Below are 16,147 nucleotides of genomic sequence, written 5' to 3' on the forward strand. Positions count from 1 at the left end.
CCTCTGGTCAGTTGACGGTGATGGTCAGGTTGGCCGAGCGGGTCTCTCCGCTGGTGTAGGTGACCGTCACCCGGGCGGTGTAGGTCCCCTTGCGGGTGTAGCTGTGGCCGGTCGACTTCAGCGTCGCTCCGTGCGTCACCGCGCTGTTGTCCCCGAAGTCCCAGGCGTAGTCGGTGATGCTCTGCCCGGTCGCGGCGGTCGCGGTGGCGGTGAGGGTGGTGGCCAGCGGCGCGGTGCCGGTGGCCGGGCTGGCCGCGAGCGACAGTGTCCCGCCGGGCTCCTGCTTGATCCCGGCTCCGTTGAACCGCAACCAGTCCAGCGAGAGCAGGTCCGGGGTGCCTCCGACCTGGGCGGGGTTGACGAACTTCACGTACAGGGTGGTGGTGCCGGCGGGCTTGTTTGTCAGCGCGACGGTGGGCGAGACCAGGTTGTCGTAGCCGCCGGTGGACCCGATGGTCACCTTGCCGAGCAGGGTGCCGGTGGGTGAGCCGGCCCGCAGCTCGATGTCGCCGCCGAGCCCGCCGTTGGTCACCCCGAGCGTCACCGAGCCGATGTTGCGCAGGTCCACCGGCCCGTGCGCCGCCCACTCGTTGTGGTCGACGTCGCCGAGCCGTTTGCCGGCGCGGGCGGTCGGCCGGTCGAGCACCGCGAGGCCGGACTGGGCGGTGAGGTGTTCGGCCTCCTTGCTCTTGGGCTGCAACTGCGCCCGGGTCGAGCCGGTCAGCGCCGGTACGCCGCCGGCCGCGCCGCCGTCGGTGTACTGGGCGGTGACCACCGTGTAGAGGTTCTGCCCGGGCCCGTGCCCGTCACCGGCGTCCGCCTCGGTGGCCAGCACGCCGGAGCAGCCGGTGTAGACGTCCAGCGGGTGGGCGTGCGAGTCGTGGCCGAGCTGGGTCTGCACTGTCACCTTCGAGCAGTCGATGCTGGCGTCCTCCGGGTCGGTGACCGTCACCGTGTACGGGATCTTGTCGCCGAAGTCGAAGAAGCCGCCGTCCGGCACGTTGATGGTCACCGTGGGCCGGGTGTTGCCGACCACCACGTCGGTGACCGCGCTGGCGGTCAGGCCGTTGCCGGTGTTGCGGACGGTCAGCCGGGCGGTGAACTTCCCGGCCGCCGAGTAGGTGTGGCTCGGGTTCGCCGACGTGGAGTCGGTGGTGCCGTCGTTGGTGAAGTCCCAGGCGTAGCTGAGCGCGGTGCCGTCACCGGCGGTCGATCCGGCCGAGGAGAACGCCACCGTCAGCGGCGCGCGTCCACTGTCGGGGTTGCTGCCGATCTTCGCGGTCGGCGGCCGGCCGTTGGCCACGTAGTCGATGCGGTAGATGCCGGCGCCGGCGTTGCTGCCGCCGCGACCGCTGCCGGTGCCCTCGCCGAAGTCGATGACGTAGAGCGACCCGTCCGGGCCGAACTCCGCCTCGAAGGGCTGGATCCAGGTCATGTTGCCGAAGATGCCGTTGATCGACTGGAGGTCGCCCACGGCGGTGGGGCCGAAGCGGGCGTTGCTGAAGGTCTGCGCGGTCTTGTGGATCGAGAGGGTCTTGAACCACTTGCGGGTGAACTCGTAGGTGATCCACTTTCCCTCGAAGTACTCGGGGAACTTGGTGGTGCGGGTGTTGGCCGCGTTGTAGTCGTAGACCGGGCCGCTCATCGGCCCGCCGCCGCCGGTGCCCACCTCCGGGAACTGGCTGGAGGCGGAGTACGCGTACCAGACCAGCGCCGACTTCGCTGCCGGCAGGGTGGTCAGGCCCGTGTTGTTGGGGGAGTTGTTCACCGGCGCCGCGCAGTTGAACTTCGGCCCGGAGGTGCTGTTGGCGAAGTTGTAGTCGTTGAACGGGATGTTGTTCCCCACGCAGTACGGCCAGCCGTAGTTGCCGGCCGCCGTGATCCGGTTGAACTCGACGGTCCCCTCCGGGCCGCGGTTGGCGTCGGCCGCCCGCGCGTCGGGGCCGTAGTCGCCGACCAGCAGCGCGTTCGTCAGCGGGTCGACGGTGATCCGGAACGGGTTGCGCATGCCCATCGCGTAGATCTCCGGGCGGGTCTTCGCGGTGCCGACCGGGAAGAGGTTGCCGGTGGGGATGGTGTGCGTACCGTCGGCCTGCGGCGTGATCCGCAGGACCTTGCCGCGCAGGTCGTTGGTGTTGCCGGCGGTGCCCTGGGCGTCCCAGGCGGCCCGGCCGGCGCGTTCGTCGATGGGCGTGTAGCCACTGGAGGCGAACGGGTCGGTGTTGTCGCCGATCGCGGCGTAGAGCCGGCCGGCGGAGTCCATGGTCAGCGAGCCGCCCATGTGCGAGTTGGCCCGGCCCTCACCGCGGAAGGTGGGGATGGCCAGCAGCCGCTTCTCCGACGACAGCGCGACGCTGTTGTTGGCCACCGTGAACCGGGACAGGTTGAGCTGTTTCAGGGTCTTGTCCGACCAGAGCAGGTAGATCCAGCCGTTGCTGGCGAAGTCGCGGTCCAGCGTCATGCCGAGCAGCCCGTCGGACTGGTCGGTCATCGCCGAGGTGTACGCGAAGTCCAGCAGCGTCGTCACCTGGAGGGTGTCCTGGTTGACCACCTTGAGGGCGCCGGTGCGCTGGATGTAGTAGACCCGGCGGTCGGGGGCGACGGCCAGCTCGAACGGGTCGGCGAGGTTCTCGGTGACCAGCCCGACCCGCTCGAAGTTGCCGGTCTTCGTGGCCGAGCAGTCCCCGGCCACCGCGCCGGCGGCCCACTCGATGCCGTAGCGCAGGTGCTCCAGGAAGGCTGGCTCACTGAACGAGGAGCTGGCGTGCCCACCGGCGGTGAACCAGGACCGGCCGCCGTCGTAGCGCTGACACCAGGAGTACGCGTGGTCGACGCCCTCGTCCAGCCCGTTGAGGCCGTCGCGCACCTTGATCTGCGCGAGGGTGTGCACGTTGCCGGTCGGGTTGGTCTTCCAGTTGTACCACTCCTCGCTGCGCTCCCAGAGCTCCGGCAGGTTGCGGGTGGACGGGTGCGCGCGGTCCAGCACCTTGACCCGGCCGGGGTAGGTGCCGCCGGTGGCGGAGAAGTCGGGGTGGAAGTCGAAGATGGTGCCGACCAGGCCCTCGTACCAAGGCCAGTCGCGTTCGCCGGCCGAGGCGGCGTGGATGCCGGCCCACCCGCCGCCGTTGCGGATGAACGTCTGCAACGCCGCCCGCTGGCTGGCGTTGAGCAGGTCGCCGGAGGTGGGCAGCGAGTTGGTGTTGTTGAACACCAGGGCGTCGAAGCCGGCGAGGTTGGCGTCGGTGAACGCGCCCGCGTCGGTGGTGGCGACCACCTCGAAGTTGTTGGCGGCGCCGAGCTGCTGGATCGCGGTCACGCCGGCCGGGATCGAGTCGTGGTAGAAGTTCGTGACCTTGGAGAAGACCAGCACCCGGAACCGGGGCGCGGCCTGGGCGGGCAGGGCGGTGGTGGCCAGGACGGTGGCGACGGTGAGCAGGGCGAGGCAGAACGCGCGCAGGTGTCGGGGCATGGGTGCTCCCTGTCGGACGGCGGGGGCTGGAAAGCGCTTTCTCGCTGCCCGCATCACGGTACTGACAGCCAGTGATTGGCGTCAATAGCCCGGAGGTAAGCGTTTTCCTGACCGCAAAGTCATGGCCCGACGATCGCATCACCTGTCCCGTCCTTCTGTTCGGTGCCGGCGCAGCGGGAGCGGGTACGCCGGAAGTACGACCAGCCGGCGGTCGGGAGCGCGATCGTCCACGCCAGAAACACGGGCAGGCCGATCAGCGCACCGGTGATGGTGAACGGGTCATCGGTGCTCGCGCTGGCGATGGCTCGGGGAATCTGGATCGGAAGGGTGAGTGCGTAGCCGACCATCAGCGCGGAGCCGAGGACGGTCGGCGTCAGCGGGAACCATGCCGGGACGCGACGTCCACCGAGCACCGGTATCCACAGCGGATAGACCAACCCCCATGGACGGACGAGGCCAAGCGAGAGCACACTGCCGAGGATGGCGAGCAGCACCAGCACGGTGAGATAGAACGCCCCGGCAGGCATGCCCAGGAGACCGTCCGGAAGGCTTTCCGTGCCGTTGCTGCGGCCGTGGTACCAGGCGTCGAAGCTCTCGGCGTTGGCGAGGAAGGGGATCCCGAATATCCACGGCAGGTGCAGGGGCACGAAGCCGAGGATGGGCGCCATCCAGCCCACCGCGCCGGCGAATCGTGCCCACCGGGGTGGATCGGCAATCGCGTACGGGGCATGAGCACACGAGGTTCGCGCCGTTCCAGCCGAGGCGGCGGGTGGCAGCGCGACATCTTCCCGGCCGTCATCTCTGCTCATGCCACTCACGCTAGGAAGGAGCGCGCCGGGCCACCTCCCCCTGCGAAGGGAGCGCCTCCCGCTCGATGGCGACCCGTCACCCTGTCCGGATCGCCATCCCACAGCCCGACGTACGTCAAAATCTGGGGATGCGCGACGCGACGTTTCCCCGAATCGTGGGAGAGGCGGACTTTGGCGAATTCACCACCGGCCAGATTCTGGACGTGCTGACGGCGGTCACGGTGATCCTCGCGCTGCCCCGGTCGGCCGCCGAGCACGTCGACGCGATCGCCGTTGCCACCGGTCAGGGCGAGGAGTGGCGGCTCACCCAGGGCATCCGCGCCTGGGAGGTCAACCCCGGCCTACGCCACCTCCTGGTGGCGAACGGCAACCCGACCGAGGAGACCTACAACGAGATCACCCTCGGCTACCTGCGTGGTCTCGGCCTTCGCCGGATCGACGGGGTGGTGCTGCAGACCGCGCCGGCCCCCAACACCGGCCTGCAGGCCGCCTGGATCGCCCAGCAGGTCCGCGCCCTGGGCATCGCCAGCATCGCACTGACCGTGTCGTCGTATCACCTGCCGCGTGCCTACCTCACGGTCCTCAAGGCGGCCAGCACGCTCGAAGTCCGGCTGCCCATCATCCCGGTGCCGGTGGCCGTCAGCCCGGACACGCCCGTTCCCGAGACCGGCGCAACGGCCTACGACCTCGTCGGAGGGGAGGTGCGACGCATCCTCGCCTACCGGAGCAGGGGATGGGTTGCCAGCGACGAGGAACTCCGGCAGTACCTCGGTTGGCTGTGGAGCCGGCACGGGGCGCTCCTCGCGTCGCCGTCGTCCCTGCCCTCGACGTCTGAGGAGCCCACGAGTGCACGTCAGCCTGGCAACGAACGCCGGTAGGGCCGGCCGGCCCAACGAGGACTTCGTCGGTGCTGTTCCCGACGCTGTCGTCCTGCTGGACGGTGCCGGCATCCCCGGAGCCGACTCGCTGTGCTCCCACGGTGTCGCCTGGTACACACACCGCCTCGGCAGAACGCTGCTCGGCAGACTGTCACGAGACGACGTAGGAGACCTGAGGGCCATCCTCGCCCGCGCCATCCTCGAGACAGCCACCGAGCACAGCGACACCTGCGACATCGCGGACCCCAGCAGCCCGCAGGCCACCGTCCTGATGGTCCGCGCTCACCGGGGCGCCCTGGACTATCTCCTCCTCGCCGACACGTTCCTCGTCCTCGACCGAGGCCCCGCCGGCCCGCAGGTGGTCACCGACGACCGCGAGGTGATCGCCAGGCGCGCCTGCTCGGCGCCCCTGGACGGCGTTCCTCGGGGTACGCCGCAGTACGACCGGGTCCGCGACTCCTGCGTCACGGCGATGCGCGCCCGCCGCAACCAGCCGGGCGGCTACTGGATCGCCAAGGACGACCCACGCGCCGCGGAGGAGGCGGTGAGTGGCAGCCTGCCCCTTGCCGACCTGACCGGCGTCGCGCTGCTCAGCAACGGCGCCAGCCGCATCGTTGACCCGTACGGCCTGACCGACTGGCCCGGCGTACTGGAACTGCTCGCCGCCCACGGCCCGTCCGGTGTGATCCGCCGCGTCCGGCAGGCCGAAGACCAGGCGGTCGGCGACCCCGATGCTCGGGTCCCGGACGACGCCACGGTGGCCCACTGCACGCACCTGCAGCGCTGATCGGCGGGGAAGGGGATAACTGGCTTGCACCGGCGCCGGGCCGCAGTTTGACTGCTCGCCATGCCTTCCCCCGCACCCATCTTCGTGGCGGGCACGGGTCGTTCGGGAACGTCACGGATCGCCGACATCATCGGCGAACACCCGCTGATCCATCGGATTCCCATGGAGACCAGGTTCCTCATCGACCCGGGTGGCCTGCGGGACCTGGCCGACGCGCTCACCTGTCGATACGACCCCACAGTCGGTGAGGACGCCCTGCACCGGCTGAGCGACTTCCTCACCGTACGAGTGCCCGGCCGGCGCGACGACCGCGGAAAGACCGTTCCCGAACTGGTCGGCGAGCGGCGCTACCGGGACGCGGTGCAACGGCTCTGGCCGCAGCTGATCGCCTACACGTACGACGAACCTGCGCCCGCGGAAGGCTTCGGGAACGCCGACCGGCCTGCCGGGCCGTTCGAGCCGCTGAGCCGCCGGCGGGTGCTTCCCCGGTATTTCAGCGACCGGGGTGAACTGCTCCGAATCCTGCGGGGGCTGATCGACACCATGTTCGGCGGAGCAGCAGCCGACGCGGGCAAGCCGACCTGGTGCGAGAAGACACCGTTCAACCTGCTGTGCATGGAGTTCCTCTGGGAACTGGTCCCCGAAGCGACCATCGTGCACATCAAGCGGCACCCGGTCGCCGTGCTCGCCTCCCACCTCGCCCAGCCGTGGGCGCCGTCCACCGTCGAGGGCGCGCTCGCCTACCTCAAGCCGGTCTACCACCGATGGCTCACCTGGAAGAACACCGTCGACCTGACGGGCAGGCGGTACATCGAGGTGAAAGCAGAAGACCTCGCAGCCGACTGGTCCGGACAGCGCCGCGCCCTGTTCGAACGGCTCGGCGTCGACGACGTCGCCACCCGTTCGACGTTTCAGTCACACAAGCTGACGAACCACAACGACCAGTTCGACGACGACACCCGCGAGGTCATCGAAGAAGCACTCGCCGAGGTCATCCCGGGTATGGGATATGAGTGACGGCTGTGCCCCGAACGCCCGAGCCGCCCGACGATGACCGGGTGCCGCCGCGCCGGCCGGCTATGGCGTCCAGTCACGCCGGAGCAGACCGTAGATCACCATGTCGACGAAGCCGTTGCCGTCGTACTCGCGCTCCCGCTGGGTGCCTTCGTGGACGAAGCCGCACGTCTCCGCGGTCCGACGCATGGCCGTGTTGCTGGCCAGCGTCTCCAGTTCCAGGCGCCGGAGGTTGCGGTTACGGAAGCCGTACCGGCAGAGCAGCCGGATCACCTCGGTCCCGTACCCCTGGCCGCGTGCCTCGGGCAGCAGCGCGATGCCGAGGTGGCCGAACTGATTGAACGCGTTGATCCCCCACAGCGTGCCGCGACCGAGGAAAGTGCCGTCGGCCACGGTCTCGGCCAGCAGCAACACCGAAGTCTGCCCGTCGGGCGGCTCGGTGACCTGCCTCTCCAGCCGGGCCCGGACCTGGCCGACGTGACGCGGCAGGAACGGCTCACCGTCGGTGATCAGGTGCAGCTCGGGATCACCGTTGAGACGGAACAGGTCCGGCGCGTCGTCGGGCGTGGGCGGGCGCAACCGTACCCGGTCGGTGGCGAACATGCCGCGACGCTAACAGCCGGTATGGAGCTCCACGACCGGATTAAACCGAGGTACGCGCCCTGCGCGGTGTACGTGCCAGACCTCGCGTGCCGTTCCTTCGAATGCTGCCGTACGGGGCATCGCGGTCGGTGTGGGCGGTGAGATCCTGGGCGGCATGAGCGACCTCGACGCCAGAGCGAAACTCCATCGGTACCTGCGGGAGGCGCGTGAGGCGCTGCTCGGGAAACTCGACGGGCTGTCGGAGTACGACGTGCGGCGTCCGCTCGTGCCGACCGGTACGAACCTGCTCGGGCTCATCAAGCACGTGTCCTCGGTGACCGCCGGGTATTCGGCGAGGTGTTCGACCGGCCCTTCCCCGAGCCGGTCGCAGGCCTGGACGAGGACGACGAGCCGAACGCGGACATGTGGGCCGCGGCCGACGAGTCCCGCGACGACGTGATCGGGCTGTGGCACCGGGTCTGGGCACACGCGGACGCGACGATCGAGGCGCTCCCGATCGACGCGCCCGGCTCGGTGCGCTGGTGGGGCCACGAACCGGTGACCCTGCACCTCATCCTCGTGCACGTGCTCGCCGAGGTGAACCGGCACGCCGGGCACGCCGACATCCTGCGCGAACTGCTCGACGGTCAGGTCGGTTGGCGGCGGCCCGGCGACAACGTGGTCGAGGGCGACGAGGCGTGGTGGGCCGCCTACCGGGAGAGGCTGGGATCCACCGCGCGCGGGTTCCGCACGCCGGCCCAGACCTGACCATGGACCTGGGCCATCCAACCGGAGCGCGGTCTACGCTGGCGCTTCTCCGCCACCTGCCGAGTCGACAGACGCAGGGCCCGGCTTGCGCCGTAGTTCGCGCAACACTCCGTGCCGGCGCGCGGCCCACGCCAGGCGCCGGACGCTCGGGTGCCGCACGAACAGCACCGCCGCCCGGCGGATCAGGCCGAACCGGTTGTCGCTCACCTGGTCGTCGATCGCCTGCCAGATCAGCTCGCGCACCTTGGCGCTGTCCAGCACCGCGCGTATCTCACGCCGTACCGCGGGATCCTCGGCCGCCGAGGCGATGGCGGCAGCCTGGCCCGGCCGGTCCGCAAGCGGCTCCACCGCCACCGCGACCAGCGGCCGGCGCACCTGGTCCTGCTCCAGCAGCAGCAACACCGCTTCCCGGATCTCGATCGTGTCCAGGCCGGACCGCAGCAGTCTCAGCAGGCTGCTCTCCACCTCGCGGTCGTGATCGGCGACGGCCAGGGTGGCCAACAGCACCGACACCTCGTCGAGATCGATGAGGTGCCGCAGACCGCTGCGGAACTCCGGCAGCCCCCACGCAACCTGCAGAGCCCTTGCGAGATTGCGGTTCATGAGCCATCCGCTACCCGGAAGCGGCAGCCGGCGAAACCCCGCGACCCGTCAGTCCCAGCGTGCGTACCGCGGTCGACGGCACCGCGGCCAGTTCGGGCTGCGCGGGCAGGAATACCGTGGGGACACCCAGCGACTCGTTCATCCCGTGAGCTGGTACTCGCCGCGAAGGTCGGTGGTGTTACGCACGCCGCGGACGATCACCTCCGACGTCATGGCGACGGCAGTAGGTGGAGGTCAACCCGCTCCAGGCCGCGACGGTGACGGAGGCCCACCCGACCGGCAGGATGGCCCGAACAGCAACCGCCCGCTGCTCTTCGTCGGCGCCCGGATGCTTGCTGCTGTTGACCGCGACGAGCACGACCACTTCGTCGAACAGGCCGCGTGCCCGGTCCACCACATTCAGATGCCCCGGAGTGAAGGGATCGAAGCTGCCGGGGAGACGGCTCGCACGTGTACGCGACCGGGGTTGCGTGCTGTCGAACGTGGCCCTGCCGATGGTTCGGGTGTCACGGCCGCAAGACTCGCTGCGCATCGCGGATGACCTGCTCGGAGGCCAGTGGGGCCCAAGAGGCGATCAGCTCCCGGAAGTAGGCGCCGTGCCGGTCCGCCAAGGCGGGATCGTGCTCGATGACGTCCAGTTCGTTGACGATGCTCAGGTCCGTGAGCGACCGGAGTTGAGCCGCGTTCGGCGTTCTCACCTGACCTACGAAGCGGTCGAACACCTGGCCGGTGTGTGCCAGCTCCCGCCAGCTGCGTCCACGGTCGCAGGCGCCATACAGATAGACGAGCTCCTCGGCGTCGGCGCCAACGAGATCCCGCAGCACTCCACGATCGGCCCGATCAAGCAGGGCGAGATCGAACCCGTCGGTGCCGTAGACGGCGTGGGTAAGGCCCGCGGCCTGCACGTCACCGCCGCAGCCGAGCACGGCGAGTCGTTCGCTGACTCGACAGAGGTGGGCGTACAGGCCGGCAGCCGGGAGACGGCCACAACCAGCACCGGCCTACGCCGACTCAGGCTCGGGGACGAGGTCACCTTCCGCGCTCGCCATCTCGGTCTGCGGTGGTGCATGACCAGCCGTGTCACCGTTTATGAGCGCCCGTATCGCTTCGTTGACGAGCAGACACGGGGTCCCTTCAGCGCCCTCCGTCACGAGCACCACTTCCAGGATCTCGATGGCGGTGCGACGCGGATGATCGACCGCTTGACGATCAGCGCACCCTGGGGGCCGTTGGGAGCGGTGGCGGTCCGGGTGCTGGTCGCGCCCTATCTGCGACGGCTGCTCAGGCAGCGGGCAGCCCACATCAAGTACGTGGCCGAAGCACGCGACGCAGGACCGGGATAGCCTTGCCGCATATGGCTACCTATCGCAGCGCCTCAGTGCTCCTCTCCTCCGACGGCACCAGGACCCCCGGCACCGCAGCGCTCTTCGCCGAGCCCGCCCGCAAGGGTGGGACCCCACCGTGGGCTGGCGACTTCCGACCCGCGAACAGCGCCGGCAATGGCCCCAAGAACGCGGTCGGGAAGACCTTCACGTTGGAGCTGCCCGACGGCAGCACCGGCAAGGTCGTGGTCCAGGGCGTCAAGAGCGGGAAGGGAGGCGTCGTGTTGGCGCTGATGGGCGAGGACGCACCCCCCTTCTGATCCGGGCCTGATCGCCACCGGCTCGGGACGGCCCCGTCGATGGCAATGCGTCCGGTCAGCTGCCGGACGCATTGCCGCACCCGTCGCCGGGCGTCGACGAGTGGAGCCGCACCGCCCGTCAGACCAGCGGCACCTGGGCCTGTCCGCCGTCACCGCCGGCGCGGACGCCCACGGGCGCGTTGATCGGTGCGGTGGTGATCCGGCTGGGCAGCACCGGCGCGTCCCGGCCGGTGCCCCGCCGGCTGTCCCCGCCGGTGGTCTGCTCGTGGTAGTCCTGCTCCACGTTGACCGACCAGACGTCGTGGGTGCTGCCGGTGACGATGTTCTCGGCGGTCAGCATGGCGGTCAGCATCGAGTGGTCCTGGTTGTTGTACCGGTGCATGCCGTTGCGCCCCACCGGGTGCACGTTCGGCACCTCCTGCGCCAGCCAGGCCCGGATCACGTCGACGTTGTGCTGGTAGCGCTCGTCGTACACCGGGTAGGCCTTCGGCATCCGTACCACGTAGCCGGCCTCGACCGCGCCCGGCCGGACCAGCCCCAGCCGCTCCAGCTCCCCGGTGGCCAGCGTCACCAGGTCGGCGTCCGAGGTACGCCACATCTCGTCGTCCTCGAAGACGAAGTACTCCAGGCCGAGGCAGGTCCGTCCGTCCTTGACCAGGTACGGCGACCAGGACCCGAAGTTCTGGATCCGGCCCACCCGTACCGCCGGATCATGCACGTAGATCCAGTTGTCCGGGAAGGAAAACTCGGCCGGCACCACCAGCGCCACGGTCAGGAAGTCCCGGTAGCGCAGGTCGGCGGCGCAGGCCAGCACCTCCGGCGGCGCCGCCGGACGCAGCGCGGCCACCAGCTCCGAGATCGGCATCGACGAGACGACGTGGTCGGCGGGCTCGGTGCGCTGCCCGCCGACACCGTTGACGGTCACGCTGATCGCGCGGCGACGCTGGGGGTCGCGGTGGACGGCGGTGACCCAGGTGCCGGTGGACACATCCCCGCCCCGGGCGCGCACCTGCTCGGCGCAGCGCTCCCACATCATCCCCGGCCCGAGCTTCGGATACTGGAACTGCTCGATCAGGCTGGTCACGTCCGTGCGCCGACGCCGCGGCAGCAGCGCGTTGCGGATCGCCTTGGCCAGCGACAGGTTCTTGATCCGTTGCGCGGCCCAGTCCGCCTGCAGCCGGTCGGCCGGCATGCCCCAGACCTTCTCGGTGTACGTCTTGAAGAAGATCGAGTACAGCCGCCAGCCGAACCGTGCCGACACCCAGCCCTCGAAGTGCGACTGGTCCTTCGGCGGGCGCAGCCGGGCCCGGGCGTACGAGCCGAGGCAGCGGGTCGCCTCCGTCAGACCCAGGTTGCGCAGCGCGTTCATCGCACTCAGCGGATAGTTGAACAGCGATCCGCGGTAGAAGATCCGACTCATCCGTGGCCGGAGCAGGAAGTCCTCGTCCGGCAGGATCTCGTGCCAGAACGCCTCCACCCGGGGCACCTTGGTGAAGAACCGGTGCCCGCCGATGTCGAAGCGCCACCCCTCACGCTCGACCGTCCGGCTGATCCCGCCGACCACCTCGTCGGCCTCGAACACGCGTACCGGCGCGCCGTGCCGCAGCAGTTCGTACGCCGCCGTGAGCCCTGCCGGCCCCGCGCCGATGACCACCGTGCCGTGCTGCTCGCTCATGCCGCCGCGCCCCCGCTCACCAGGCTGTCGTTGAGGCCGCCGCCTACCCGTTCTGCGGGCGATGTCACGCCCCGGGCGGACGGACCTGCGCTGATTCGGCCGCCCGGGCGGCGGCCGGTGGCGTAGAACGGAGGTCGGCGGCGGGTGTCCGTGAGCGGAACCGGGGGAGCGAGGCTGATGCGCGACCGGTGGCGGAGCGGCGGCCCGGACGCCGACGGTGGCGTGGCTCCCACCGACCCACCCGGCACGACACCGACCACCCCGGGCCCTGCGGCGGCCCTTCGCGCCCGACTGACCGGGCTGGCCCGCGTCACCCGCCGGGTGCCGGCTCCCTGGCCGTACCTGCTCGGGATCTTTTTCGGCACGAAAGTGGTCCTCACCCTGGTGGGGCTGCTCGCCGTGCACGGCTGGGACGACATCGTGGGTGCCCCGCCGGCGAACGAGACGATGTGGGCGCAGCAGGAGCAGATCACCGGGCACCGGTGGATCTCCCTGTGGTTCGCCTGGGACGCGCTGATCTACGTGCACATCAGCGAGAAGCCGCTGACTGGGCCGTGGGAGGACGTCGGCTTCCCGCTGCTCTACCCGTTCCTGGGCCGGCCGGTGGGCGCAGTGCTCGGCGGGAACAACGCGATGGCGCTGCTCCTGATCAGCAACGTCGCCTTCCTGCTCGCCCTTTTCTACGGCTATCGACTGGCCGAGTTGCTGCTCGGCGACGCCGACGTGGCCCGCCGGTTCACCCGGTACCTGGTGCTGCTGCCCACCGCCTTCCTGTTCCACGCCGCGCTGACCGAGTCGCTCTTCGTCTGCCTGGCGCTGGCCTGCTTCTACTACGCCGAGCGGCGCCAGTGGTTGCTCGTCGGCGTGCTGGGCTTCTTCCTGGCGCTGAGTCGGTCGGTCGGGTTCGTGGTGGTGCTGCCGCTGGCCCTGGTCCTGCTCCGCCAGCACGACTGGCGGCTGGGCCCGCGCGCCCTGCTCGGCTACCTGCGCACCGGCTGGCCGCTGCTGCTGGTGCCGGCCGGCTGGTTGAGCTTCATGGCGTTCTGCCGGTGGCAGACCGGGGACTGGTTCGCCTACCAGCACGCCCAGCAGAAGGGCTGGGGGATCGTGGTGCAGAACCCGCTGCCGGTGCTGTGGCAGGGGTTGACCGGGGAGCCCCGCGACGCGCTGCGGGTCTGGTTCGCGGTGGCCGTCCTGGCCGTGCTGGTCCTCGGGTTCCGCCGCCGTGAGCTGGCCTACCTCGTGTACGGCGTACTCATGGTGCTGGTGCCGCTGTCGATGGGCCCGCCGGTCTACAAGAGCCTGCTGCGCTATCTGCTGGCCGCGTTCCCGGTCGCCCTGGTGCTGGCCCGCTGGGCGCGGCGGGCCAGCGTCGACGTGTGGCTGACGGCCGCGCTCGCGCTGGTGCAGGGCGCGCTCTTCGTCACCTGGATCGCCTACTGGAACCACATGATCATCTGATTGGCGTCCCGGCGCTCGGGGCAGGATGAGGCGATGACCGAGCGGCGGGTGCACCTCGACGACCTGGGCGCCTGGCTGATCAAGGGCAACGCCGACGCCGTCGACCTGGCCGCCCGGTTCGCCCGCGAGCCGCTCGTGACGAGTTGGTGCGTGCGACCCGGTTACCGGGCCCGGCTGATGCGCGCCGGGCAGCCGGTGGTGTTCTGGGCCAGCGGCAGCCGTCACCGTCTGCCGTACGGGGTGTGGGGGATCGGTCGGGTCACCGGCGCGCCGGAGCCCGGCGCGCCGGGGGAGCCGTGGACCGTGCCACTGGACCTGCCGATCCTCGCCGAGGCCGACCGGGTGCCCCGGCAGCGGCTGCGCGCCGACGGCCGGCTGGCCGCGCTGGAGGTGTTCCGCCAGCCGCAGGCGGCCAACCCGTCGTACCTGACGGTGGCCCAGTTCGCCGCCCTGGGCGACCACCTGCCGGCCTGAGTCGCCACCGGTCCACCATGTCGGAAACGTTATTCCCCGGGTGTGGCCATAGCTGCGCGAACATAATCGCCGGTCATCGGCGTGCGCTGTTTAAATGTGTCGTAAGAATTGCTGCGATGCCGCCCGACGAGGGTTTGACCGGCAGTTTCCTCGCTAATCTTCCGCAGTCCGGTCCGGCGTTTCCCGCCGCCGGCAGGAAACTGCTTCACCATCGGAAGGCGAAGGATCCATGTCAGTTCGTACGGACGGCCGCTCGCGGCGTACGACCACGCTGCACGGCCTCGCGGCCGGCGGCGCCGTGCTGCTCGCCCTCACCGCAGCGCTGACCGGGTGCCGGGCAGAGAGCGGTGGGTGGCCGGCCGCGGCCCCGTCCACCACCGCGTCGCAGAGCGCCCCGGCGCCCGATGGCAGTGTCCCCGCCGCCGCGCCGACGGTCGCCGGCGCCCAGCCCAGCAGCGGGGCACCCGCACCGAGCCGCTCGCCGGCACGCCCCGGTGCCCCGGCCGGTCCGGGCGCCGGCGCGGGCATCGGCGGGCCGACCTGGGCGGCCGGCGCGATGCCGCCCACCCAGGGCGGGCGCTACCTCCACGTCTCGCCCCGCGGCGACGACCGCGCCGACGGCCGCTCGCGGGCCACCGCGCTGCGGACCCTGCAACGCGCCGCCGACCTGACCGAGCCGGGGGACACCGTGCTGGTCGGCGGCGGGGAGTACCGGGCGCCGGGCCGGGCAACGTCCTGGGAGTGAGCCGCTCCGGCACCCCGCAGCGGTGGATCACCTATGCCGCGTACCCCGGTGAGCGGCCGGTGGTCCGGGCCACCGGCTGGCAGGGCATCAACGTGTGCGCCGCGTACATCACGGTGGCCGGCTTCACGGTGATCGGGTCCCGCGCCACGCTCACGCCGGCGCAGATCGCCAAGGCCAAGCGCAACGAGCATCTCCGACGTCGAGGTGACCAGCAACTGCATCGCCGTGGACGAGCAGGCCCAGGCCAACCCGCCGCGCCGGCCGCACCACGTGGTGGTCTGGGGCAACACGGTCACCGACTGCCCGCTGGTCGGCATCACCGTCGCAGTGGTGCTGCTGGCCGGACAGTCGAACGTGGTGGGCCGGGGCTGCGCCTGCGCGGTGCCCGGGCGGAGAGCAGGTGGTGACGCCGGCCGTACGACGCCAGGCGGCCGAGGCCCGGGTTCCGGCGGCAGGCGGTAGGTTGGCACGGTGGCCGCCCGCCCCGGCACGGGCGCCCGGTATACCGGCGTGAAGGGTTGATTGCCCCGTGGATGAGACACCGCTCGACCCCCGGCAGGCATTGGCCGAGCTGGGCCGGATCCGGTTGGCCGACACCGACCTGGACGCGGTGCTGTCCCGCATCGCCCACCTCGCCCGACGCGCCATCCCCGGCGGTAGGGAGGTCTCCCTGACCCTGGTCCGGGGTGGCACACCGTACAGCGTCGCGGTCACCGGTGAGTTGGCCCGCGAACTCGACGAGTGGCAGTACGAGCACGAGCGGGGCCCGTGCCTGGACGCCTCGGCCAGCGGCGACACCCTCAGCATCCCGGACATGGCCAGCGAGGACCGCTGGCCCCGCTGGGCGGCCCGGGCCCGCGACGCCGGGGTGCTCAGCTCACTGTCGGTGGGGCTGCCGATCCAGGACGCCGTGGTGGGCACGCTCAACGTGTACGCCGCCGCGCCGCGCGCCTTCGACGGCGAGGCGATCGAGCTGGCCCGGACCTTCTCCGCGTACGCGGCCGTGGCGCTGGCCAACGCCCACCTCTACGAGAGCACCGCCACCCTGGCCCGGCAGATGCAGTCGGCGATGGAGAGCCGCGCGGTCATCGAGCAGGCGAAGGGCATCATCATGGGCGAGCGGCGGTGCTCCGCCGAGGAGGCGTTCGCCCTGCTCTCCAAGCTCTCCCAGGATTCCAACCGCAAACTGCGCGAGGTCGCCGCCGCCCTGGTCGAGCGGGCGGCCGGCAACGCGCCCTGA

18 protein-coding genes and 1 pseudogene are annotated in these 16,147 nt (G+C 70.7%); 11 read left to right on the plus strand and 8 right to left on the minus strand.

What is annotated here, in order from left to right:
• Positions 1 to 7: 7 nt before the first annotated feature.
• Together ACFOW4_RS18530 and ACFOW4_RS18535 are read right to left on the minus strand one after the other, a co-directional pair.
• Entirely contained in the window at positions 8 to 3,469 is a 3,462-nt protein-coding gene (locus tag ACFOW4_RS18530) for a ThuA domain-containing protein (protein ID WP_377529337.1), read from the minus strand.
• A gap of 119 nt (positions 3,470 to 3,588) precedes the next feature.
• Positions 3,589 to 4,137: a hypothetical protein gene (locus ACFOW4_RS18535; RefSeq protein WP_377529338.1), complete on the minus strand. Its 549-nt coding sequence runs from the start codon at positions 4,135 to 4,137 to the stop codon at positions 3,589 to 3,591.
• 269 nt (positions 4,138 to 4,406) lie between these two features.
• Here ACFOW4_RS18535 and ACFOW4_RS18540 point away from each other — a divergent pair, with 269 nt between their 5' ends.
• From ACFOW4_RS18540 to ACFOW4_RS18550, 3 genes are all read left to right on the plus strand, one after another.
• A complete protein-coding gene (locus tag ACFOW4_RS18540) occupies positions 4,407 to 5,156 on the plus strand; it encodes a YdcF family protein (protein ID WP_377529340.1) in 750 nt (249 codons plus the stop codon).
• Complete coding sequence (locus ACFOW4_RS18545; RefSeq protein ID WP_377529341.1) at positions 5,125 to 5,943, plus strand: hypothetical protein; 819 nt, start codon at positions 5,125 to 5,127, stop codon at positions 5,941 to 5,943. The genes ACFOW4_RS18540 and ACFOW4_RS18545 overlap by 32 nt, the downstream gene beginning before the upstream one ends.
• 162 nt (positions 5,944 to 6,105) lie before the next feature.
• A complete protein-coding gene (locus ACFOW4_RS18550; RefSeq protein ID WP_377529342.1) occupies positions 6,106 to 6,960 on the plus strand; it encodes a sulfotransferase family protein in 855 nt (284 codons plus the stop codon).
• Between the two features lie 60 nt (positions 6,961 to 7,020).
• Here the strand turns inward: ACFOW4_RS18550 and ACFOW4_RS18555 are convergent, their stop codons facing one another.
• On the minus strand, positions 7,021 to 7,560 hold the full coding sequence (locus ACFOW4_RS18555; protein WP_377529345.1) for a GNAT family N-acetyltransferase: 540 nt from the start codon (positions 7,558 to 7,560) through the stop codon (positions 7,021 to 7,023).
• Positions 7,561 to 7,714: 154 nt separating this feature from the next.
• Here ACFOW4_RS18555 and ACFOW4_RS18560 point away from each other — a divergent pair.
• A pseudogene (locus ACFOW4_RS18560) lies at positions 7,715 to 8,307 on the plus strand (DinB family protein).
• A gap of 33 nt (positions 8,308 to 8,340) precedes the next feature.
• Here the strand turns inward: ACFOW4_RS18560 and ACFOW4_RS18565 are convergent.
• The 3 genes from ACFOW4_RS18565 to ACFOW4_RS18575 form a co-directional block, all read right to left on the minus strand.
• Positions 8,341 to 8,910, minus strand: coding sequence for a hypothetical protein (locus ACFOW4_RS18565; RefSeq protein ID WP_377529347.1), 570 nt, complete (start codon positions 8,908 to 8,910; stop codon positions 8,341 to 8,343).
• 178 nt (positions 8,911 to 9,088) lie between these two features.
• Positions 9,089 to 9,442 carry an adenylyltransferase/cytidyltransferase family protein gene (locus ACFOW4_RS18570; RefSeq protein WP_377529349.1) on the minus strand — a complete coding sequence of 118 codons (354 nt, stop codon included), beginning with the start codon at positions 9,440 to 9,442 and terminating at the stop codon, positions 9,089 to 9,091.
• Complete coding sequence (locus ACFOW4_RS18575; protein ID WP_377529351.1) at positions 9,417 to 9,836, minus strand: DUF6817 domain-containing protein; 420 nt, start codon at positions 9,834 to 9,836, stop codon at positions 9,417 to 9,419. The genes ACFOW4_RS18570 and ACFOW4_RS18575 overlap by 26 nt, the downstream gene beginning before the upstream one ends.
• Before the next feature lie 141 nt (positions 9,837 to 9,977).
• Between ACFOW4_RS18575 and ACFOW4_RS18580 the strand changes: the two genes are divergently transcribed.
• Both ACFOW4_RS18580 and ACFOW4_RS18585 read left to right on the plus strand, forming a co-directional pair.
• On the plus strand, positions 9,978 to 10,253 hold the full coding sequence (locus tag ACFOW4_RS18580) for a hypothetical protein (RefSeq protein WP_377529353.1): 276 nt from the start codon (positions 9,978 to 9,980) through the stop codon (positions 10,251 to 10,253).
• Positions 10,254 to 10,264: 11 nt separating this feature from the next.
• Positions 10,265 to 10,552 carry a hypothetical protein gene (locus ACFOW4_RS18585; protein ID WP_377529354.1) on the plus strand — a complete coding sequence of 96 codons (288 nt, stop codon included), beginning with the start codon at positions 10,265 to 10,267 and terminating at the stop codon, positions 10,550 to 10,552.
• Positions 10,553 to 10,670: 118 nt separating this feature from the next.
• Here ACFOW4_RS18585 and ACFOW4_RS18590 read toward each other — a convergent pair whose 3' ends face one another.
• Positions 10,671 to 12,227 (minus strand): NAD(P)/FAD-dependent oxidoreductase, encoded by a 1,557-nt coding sequence (locus tag ACFOW4_RS18590; RefSeq protein WP_377529356.1) that lies wholly within the window; start codon positions 12,225 to 12,227, stop codon positions 10,671 to 10,673.
• A gap of 177 nt (positions 12,228 to 12,404) precedes the next feature.
• On the opposite strand from ACFOW4_RS18590, the gene ACFOW4_RS18595 reads away from it, so the two are divergent.
• The 3 genes from ACFOW4_RS18595 (at position 12,405) to ACFOW4_RS18605 (ending at position 14,907) form a co-directional block, all read left to right on the plus strand.
• On the plus strand, positions 12,405 to 13,688 hold the full coding sequence (locus tag ACFOW4_RS18595) for a hypothetical protein (protein WP_377529357.1): 1,284 nt from the start codon (positions 12,405 to 12,407) through the stop codon (positions 13,686 to 13,688).
• A gap of 33 nt (positions 13,689 to 13,721) precedes the next feature.
• The gene (locus ACFOW4_RS18600) at positions 13,722 to 14,162 is read left to right on the plus strand and encodes a hypothetical protein (RefSeq protein ID WP_377529359.1); all 441 of its coding nucleotides are present in this window, start codon (positions 13,722 to 13,724) and stop codon (positions 14,160 to 14,162) included.
• 229 nt (positions 14,163 to 14,391) lie between these two features.
• The gene (locus ACFOW4_RS18605) at positions 14,392 to 14,907 is read left to right on the plus strand and encodes a hypothetical protein (protein WP_377529360.1); all 516 of its coding nucleotides are present in this window, start codon (positions 14,392 to 14,394) and stop codon (positions 14,905 to 14,907) included.
• A gap of 31 nt (positions 14,908 to 14,938) precedes the next feature.
• On the opposite strand, the gene ACFOW4_RS18610 is transcribed toward ACFOW4_RS18605, so the two are convergent.
• Positions 14,939 to 15,085 (minus strand): hypothetical protein, encoded by a 147-nt coding sequence (locus ACFOW4_RS18610; protein WP_377529361.1) that lies wholly within the window; start codon positions 15,083 to 15,085, stop codon positions 14,939 to 14,941.
• Between the two features lie 26 nt (positions 15,086 to 15,111).
• Between ACFOW4_RS18610 and ACFOW4_RS18615 the strand changes: the two genes are divergently transcribed.
• Both ACFOW4_RS18615 and ACFOW4_RS18620 read left to right on the plus strand, forming a co-directional pair.
• The gene (locus tag ACFOW4_RS18615; RefSeq protein ID WP_377529363.1) at positions 15,112 to 15,369 is read left to right on the plus strand and encodes a hypothetical protein; all 258 of its coding nucleotides are present in this window, start codon (positions 15,112 to 15,114) and stop codon (positions 15,367 to 15,369) included.
• Between the two features lie 67 nt (positions 15,370 to 15,436).
• Positions 15,437 to 16,147 (plus strand): ANTAR domain-containing protein, encoded by a 711-nt coding sequence (locus ACFOW4_RS18620; protein WP_377529364.1) that lies wholly within the window; start codon positions 15,437 to 15,439, stop codon positions 16,145 to 16,147.

This window comes from Micromonospora sp. GCM10011542 (genome assembly GCF_042650685.1).
Taxonomy (GTDB): Bacteria; Actinomycetota; Actinomycetes; order Mycobacteriales; family Micromonosporaceae; genus Micromonospora.

What these genes read in the sequence shown, in the direction of transcription:
- ACFOW4_RS18550 (WP_377529342.1), top strand. Translation starts at nt 6,106, where the DNA reads ATGGAGACCAGGTTCCTCATCGACCCGGGTGGCCTGCGGGACCTGGCC.
- ACFOW4_RS18540 (WP_377529340.1), top strand. Translation starts at nt 4,407, where the DNA reads ATGCGCGACGCGACGTTTCCCCGAATCGTGGGAGAGGCGGACTTTGGC.
- ACFOW4_RS18535 (WP_377529338.1), bottom strand. Translation starts at nt 4,137, where the DNA reads ATGGCGCCCATCCTCGGCTTCGTGCCCCTGCACCTGCCGTGGATATTC.
- ACFOW4_RS18555 (WP_377529345.1), bottom strand. Translation starts at nt 7,560, where the DNA reads ATGTTCGCCACCGACCGGGTACGGTTGCGCCCGCCCACGCCCGACGAC.
- ACFOW4_RS18600 (WP_377529359.1), top strand. Translation starts at nt 13,722, where the DNA reads ATGACCGAGCGGCGGGTGCACCTCGACGACCTGGGCGCCTGGCTGATC.
- ACFOW4_RS18585 (WP_377529354.1), top strand. Translation starts at nt 10,265, where the DNA reads ATGGCTACCTATCGCAGCGCCTCAGTGCTCCTCTCCTCCGACGGCACC.
- ACFOW4_RS18580 (WP_377529353.1), top strand. Translation starts at nt 9,978, where the DNA reads ATGACCAGCCGTGTCACCGTTTATGAGCGCCCGTATCGCTTCGTTGAC.
- ACFOW4_RS18590 (WP_377529356.1), bottom strand. Translation starts at nt 12,227, where the DNA reads ATGAGCGAGCAGCACGGCACGGTGGTCATCGGCGCGGGGCCGGCAGGG.
- ACFOW4_RS18530 (WP_377529337.1), bottom strand. Translation starts at nt 3,469, where the DNA reads ATGCCCCGACACCTGCGCGCGTTCTGCCTCGCCCTGCTCACCGTCGCC.
- ACFOW4_RS18565 (WP_377529347.1), bottom strand. Translation starts at nt 8,910, where the DNA reads ATGAACCGCAATCTCGCAAGGGCTCTGCAGGTTGCGTGGGGGCTGCCG.
- ACFOW4_RS18595 (WP_377529357.1), top strand. Translation starts at nt 12,405, where the DNA reads ATGCGCGACCGGTGGCGGAGCGGCGGCCCGGACGCCGACGGTGGCGTG.
- ACFOW4_RS18570 (WP_377529349.1), bottom strand. Translation starts at nt 9,442, where the DNA reads ATGCGCAGCGAGTCTTGCGGCCGTGACACCCGAACCATCGGCAGGGCC.
- ACFOW4_RS18605 (WP_377529360.1), top strand. Translation starts at nt 14,392, where the DNA reads ATGTCAGTTCGTACGGACGGCCGCTCGCGGCGTACGACCACGCTGCAC.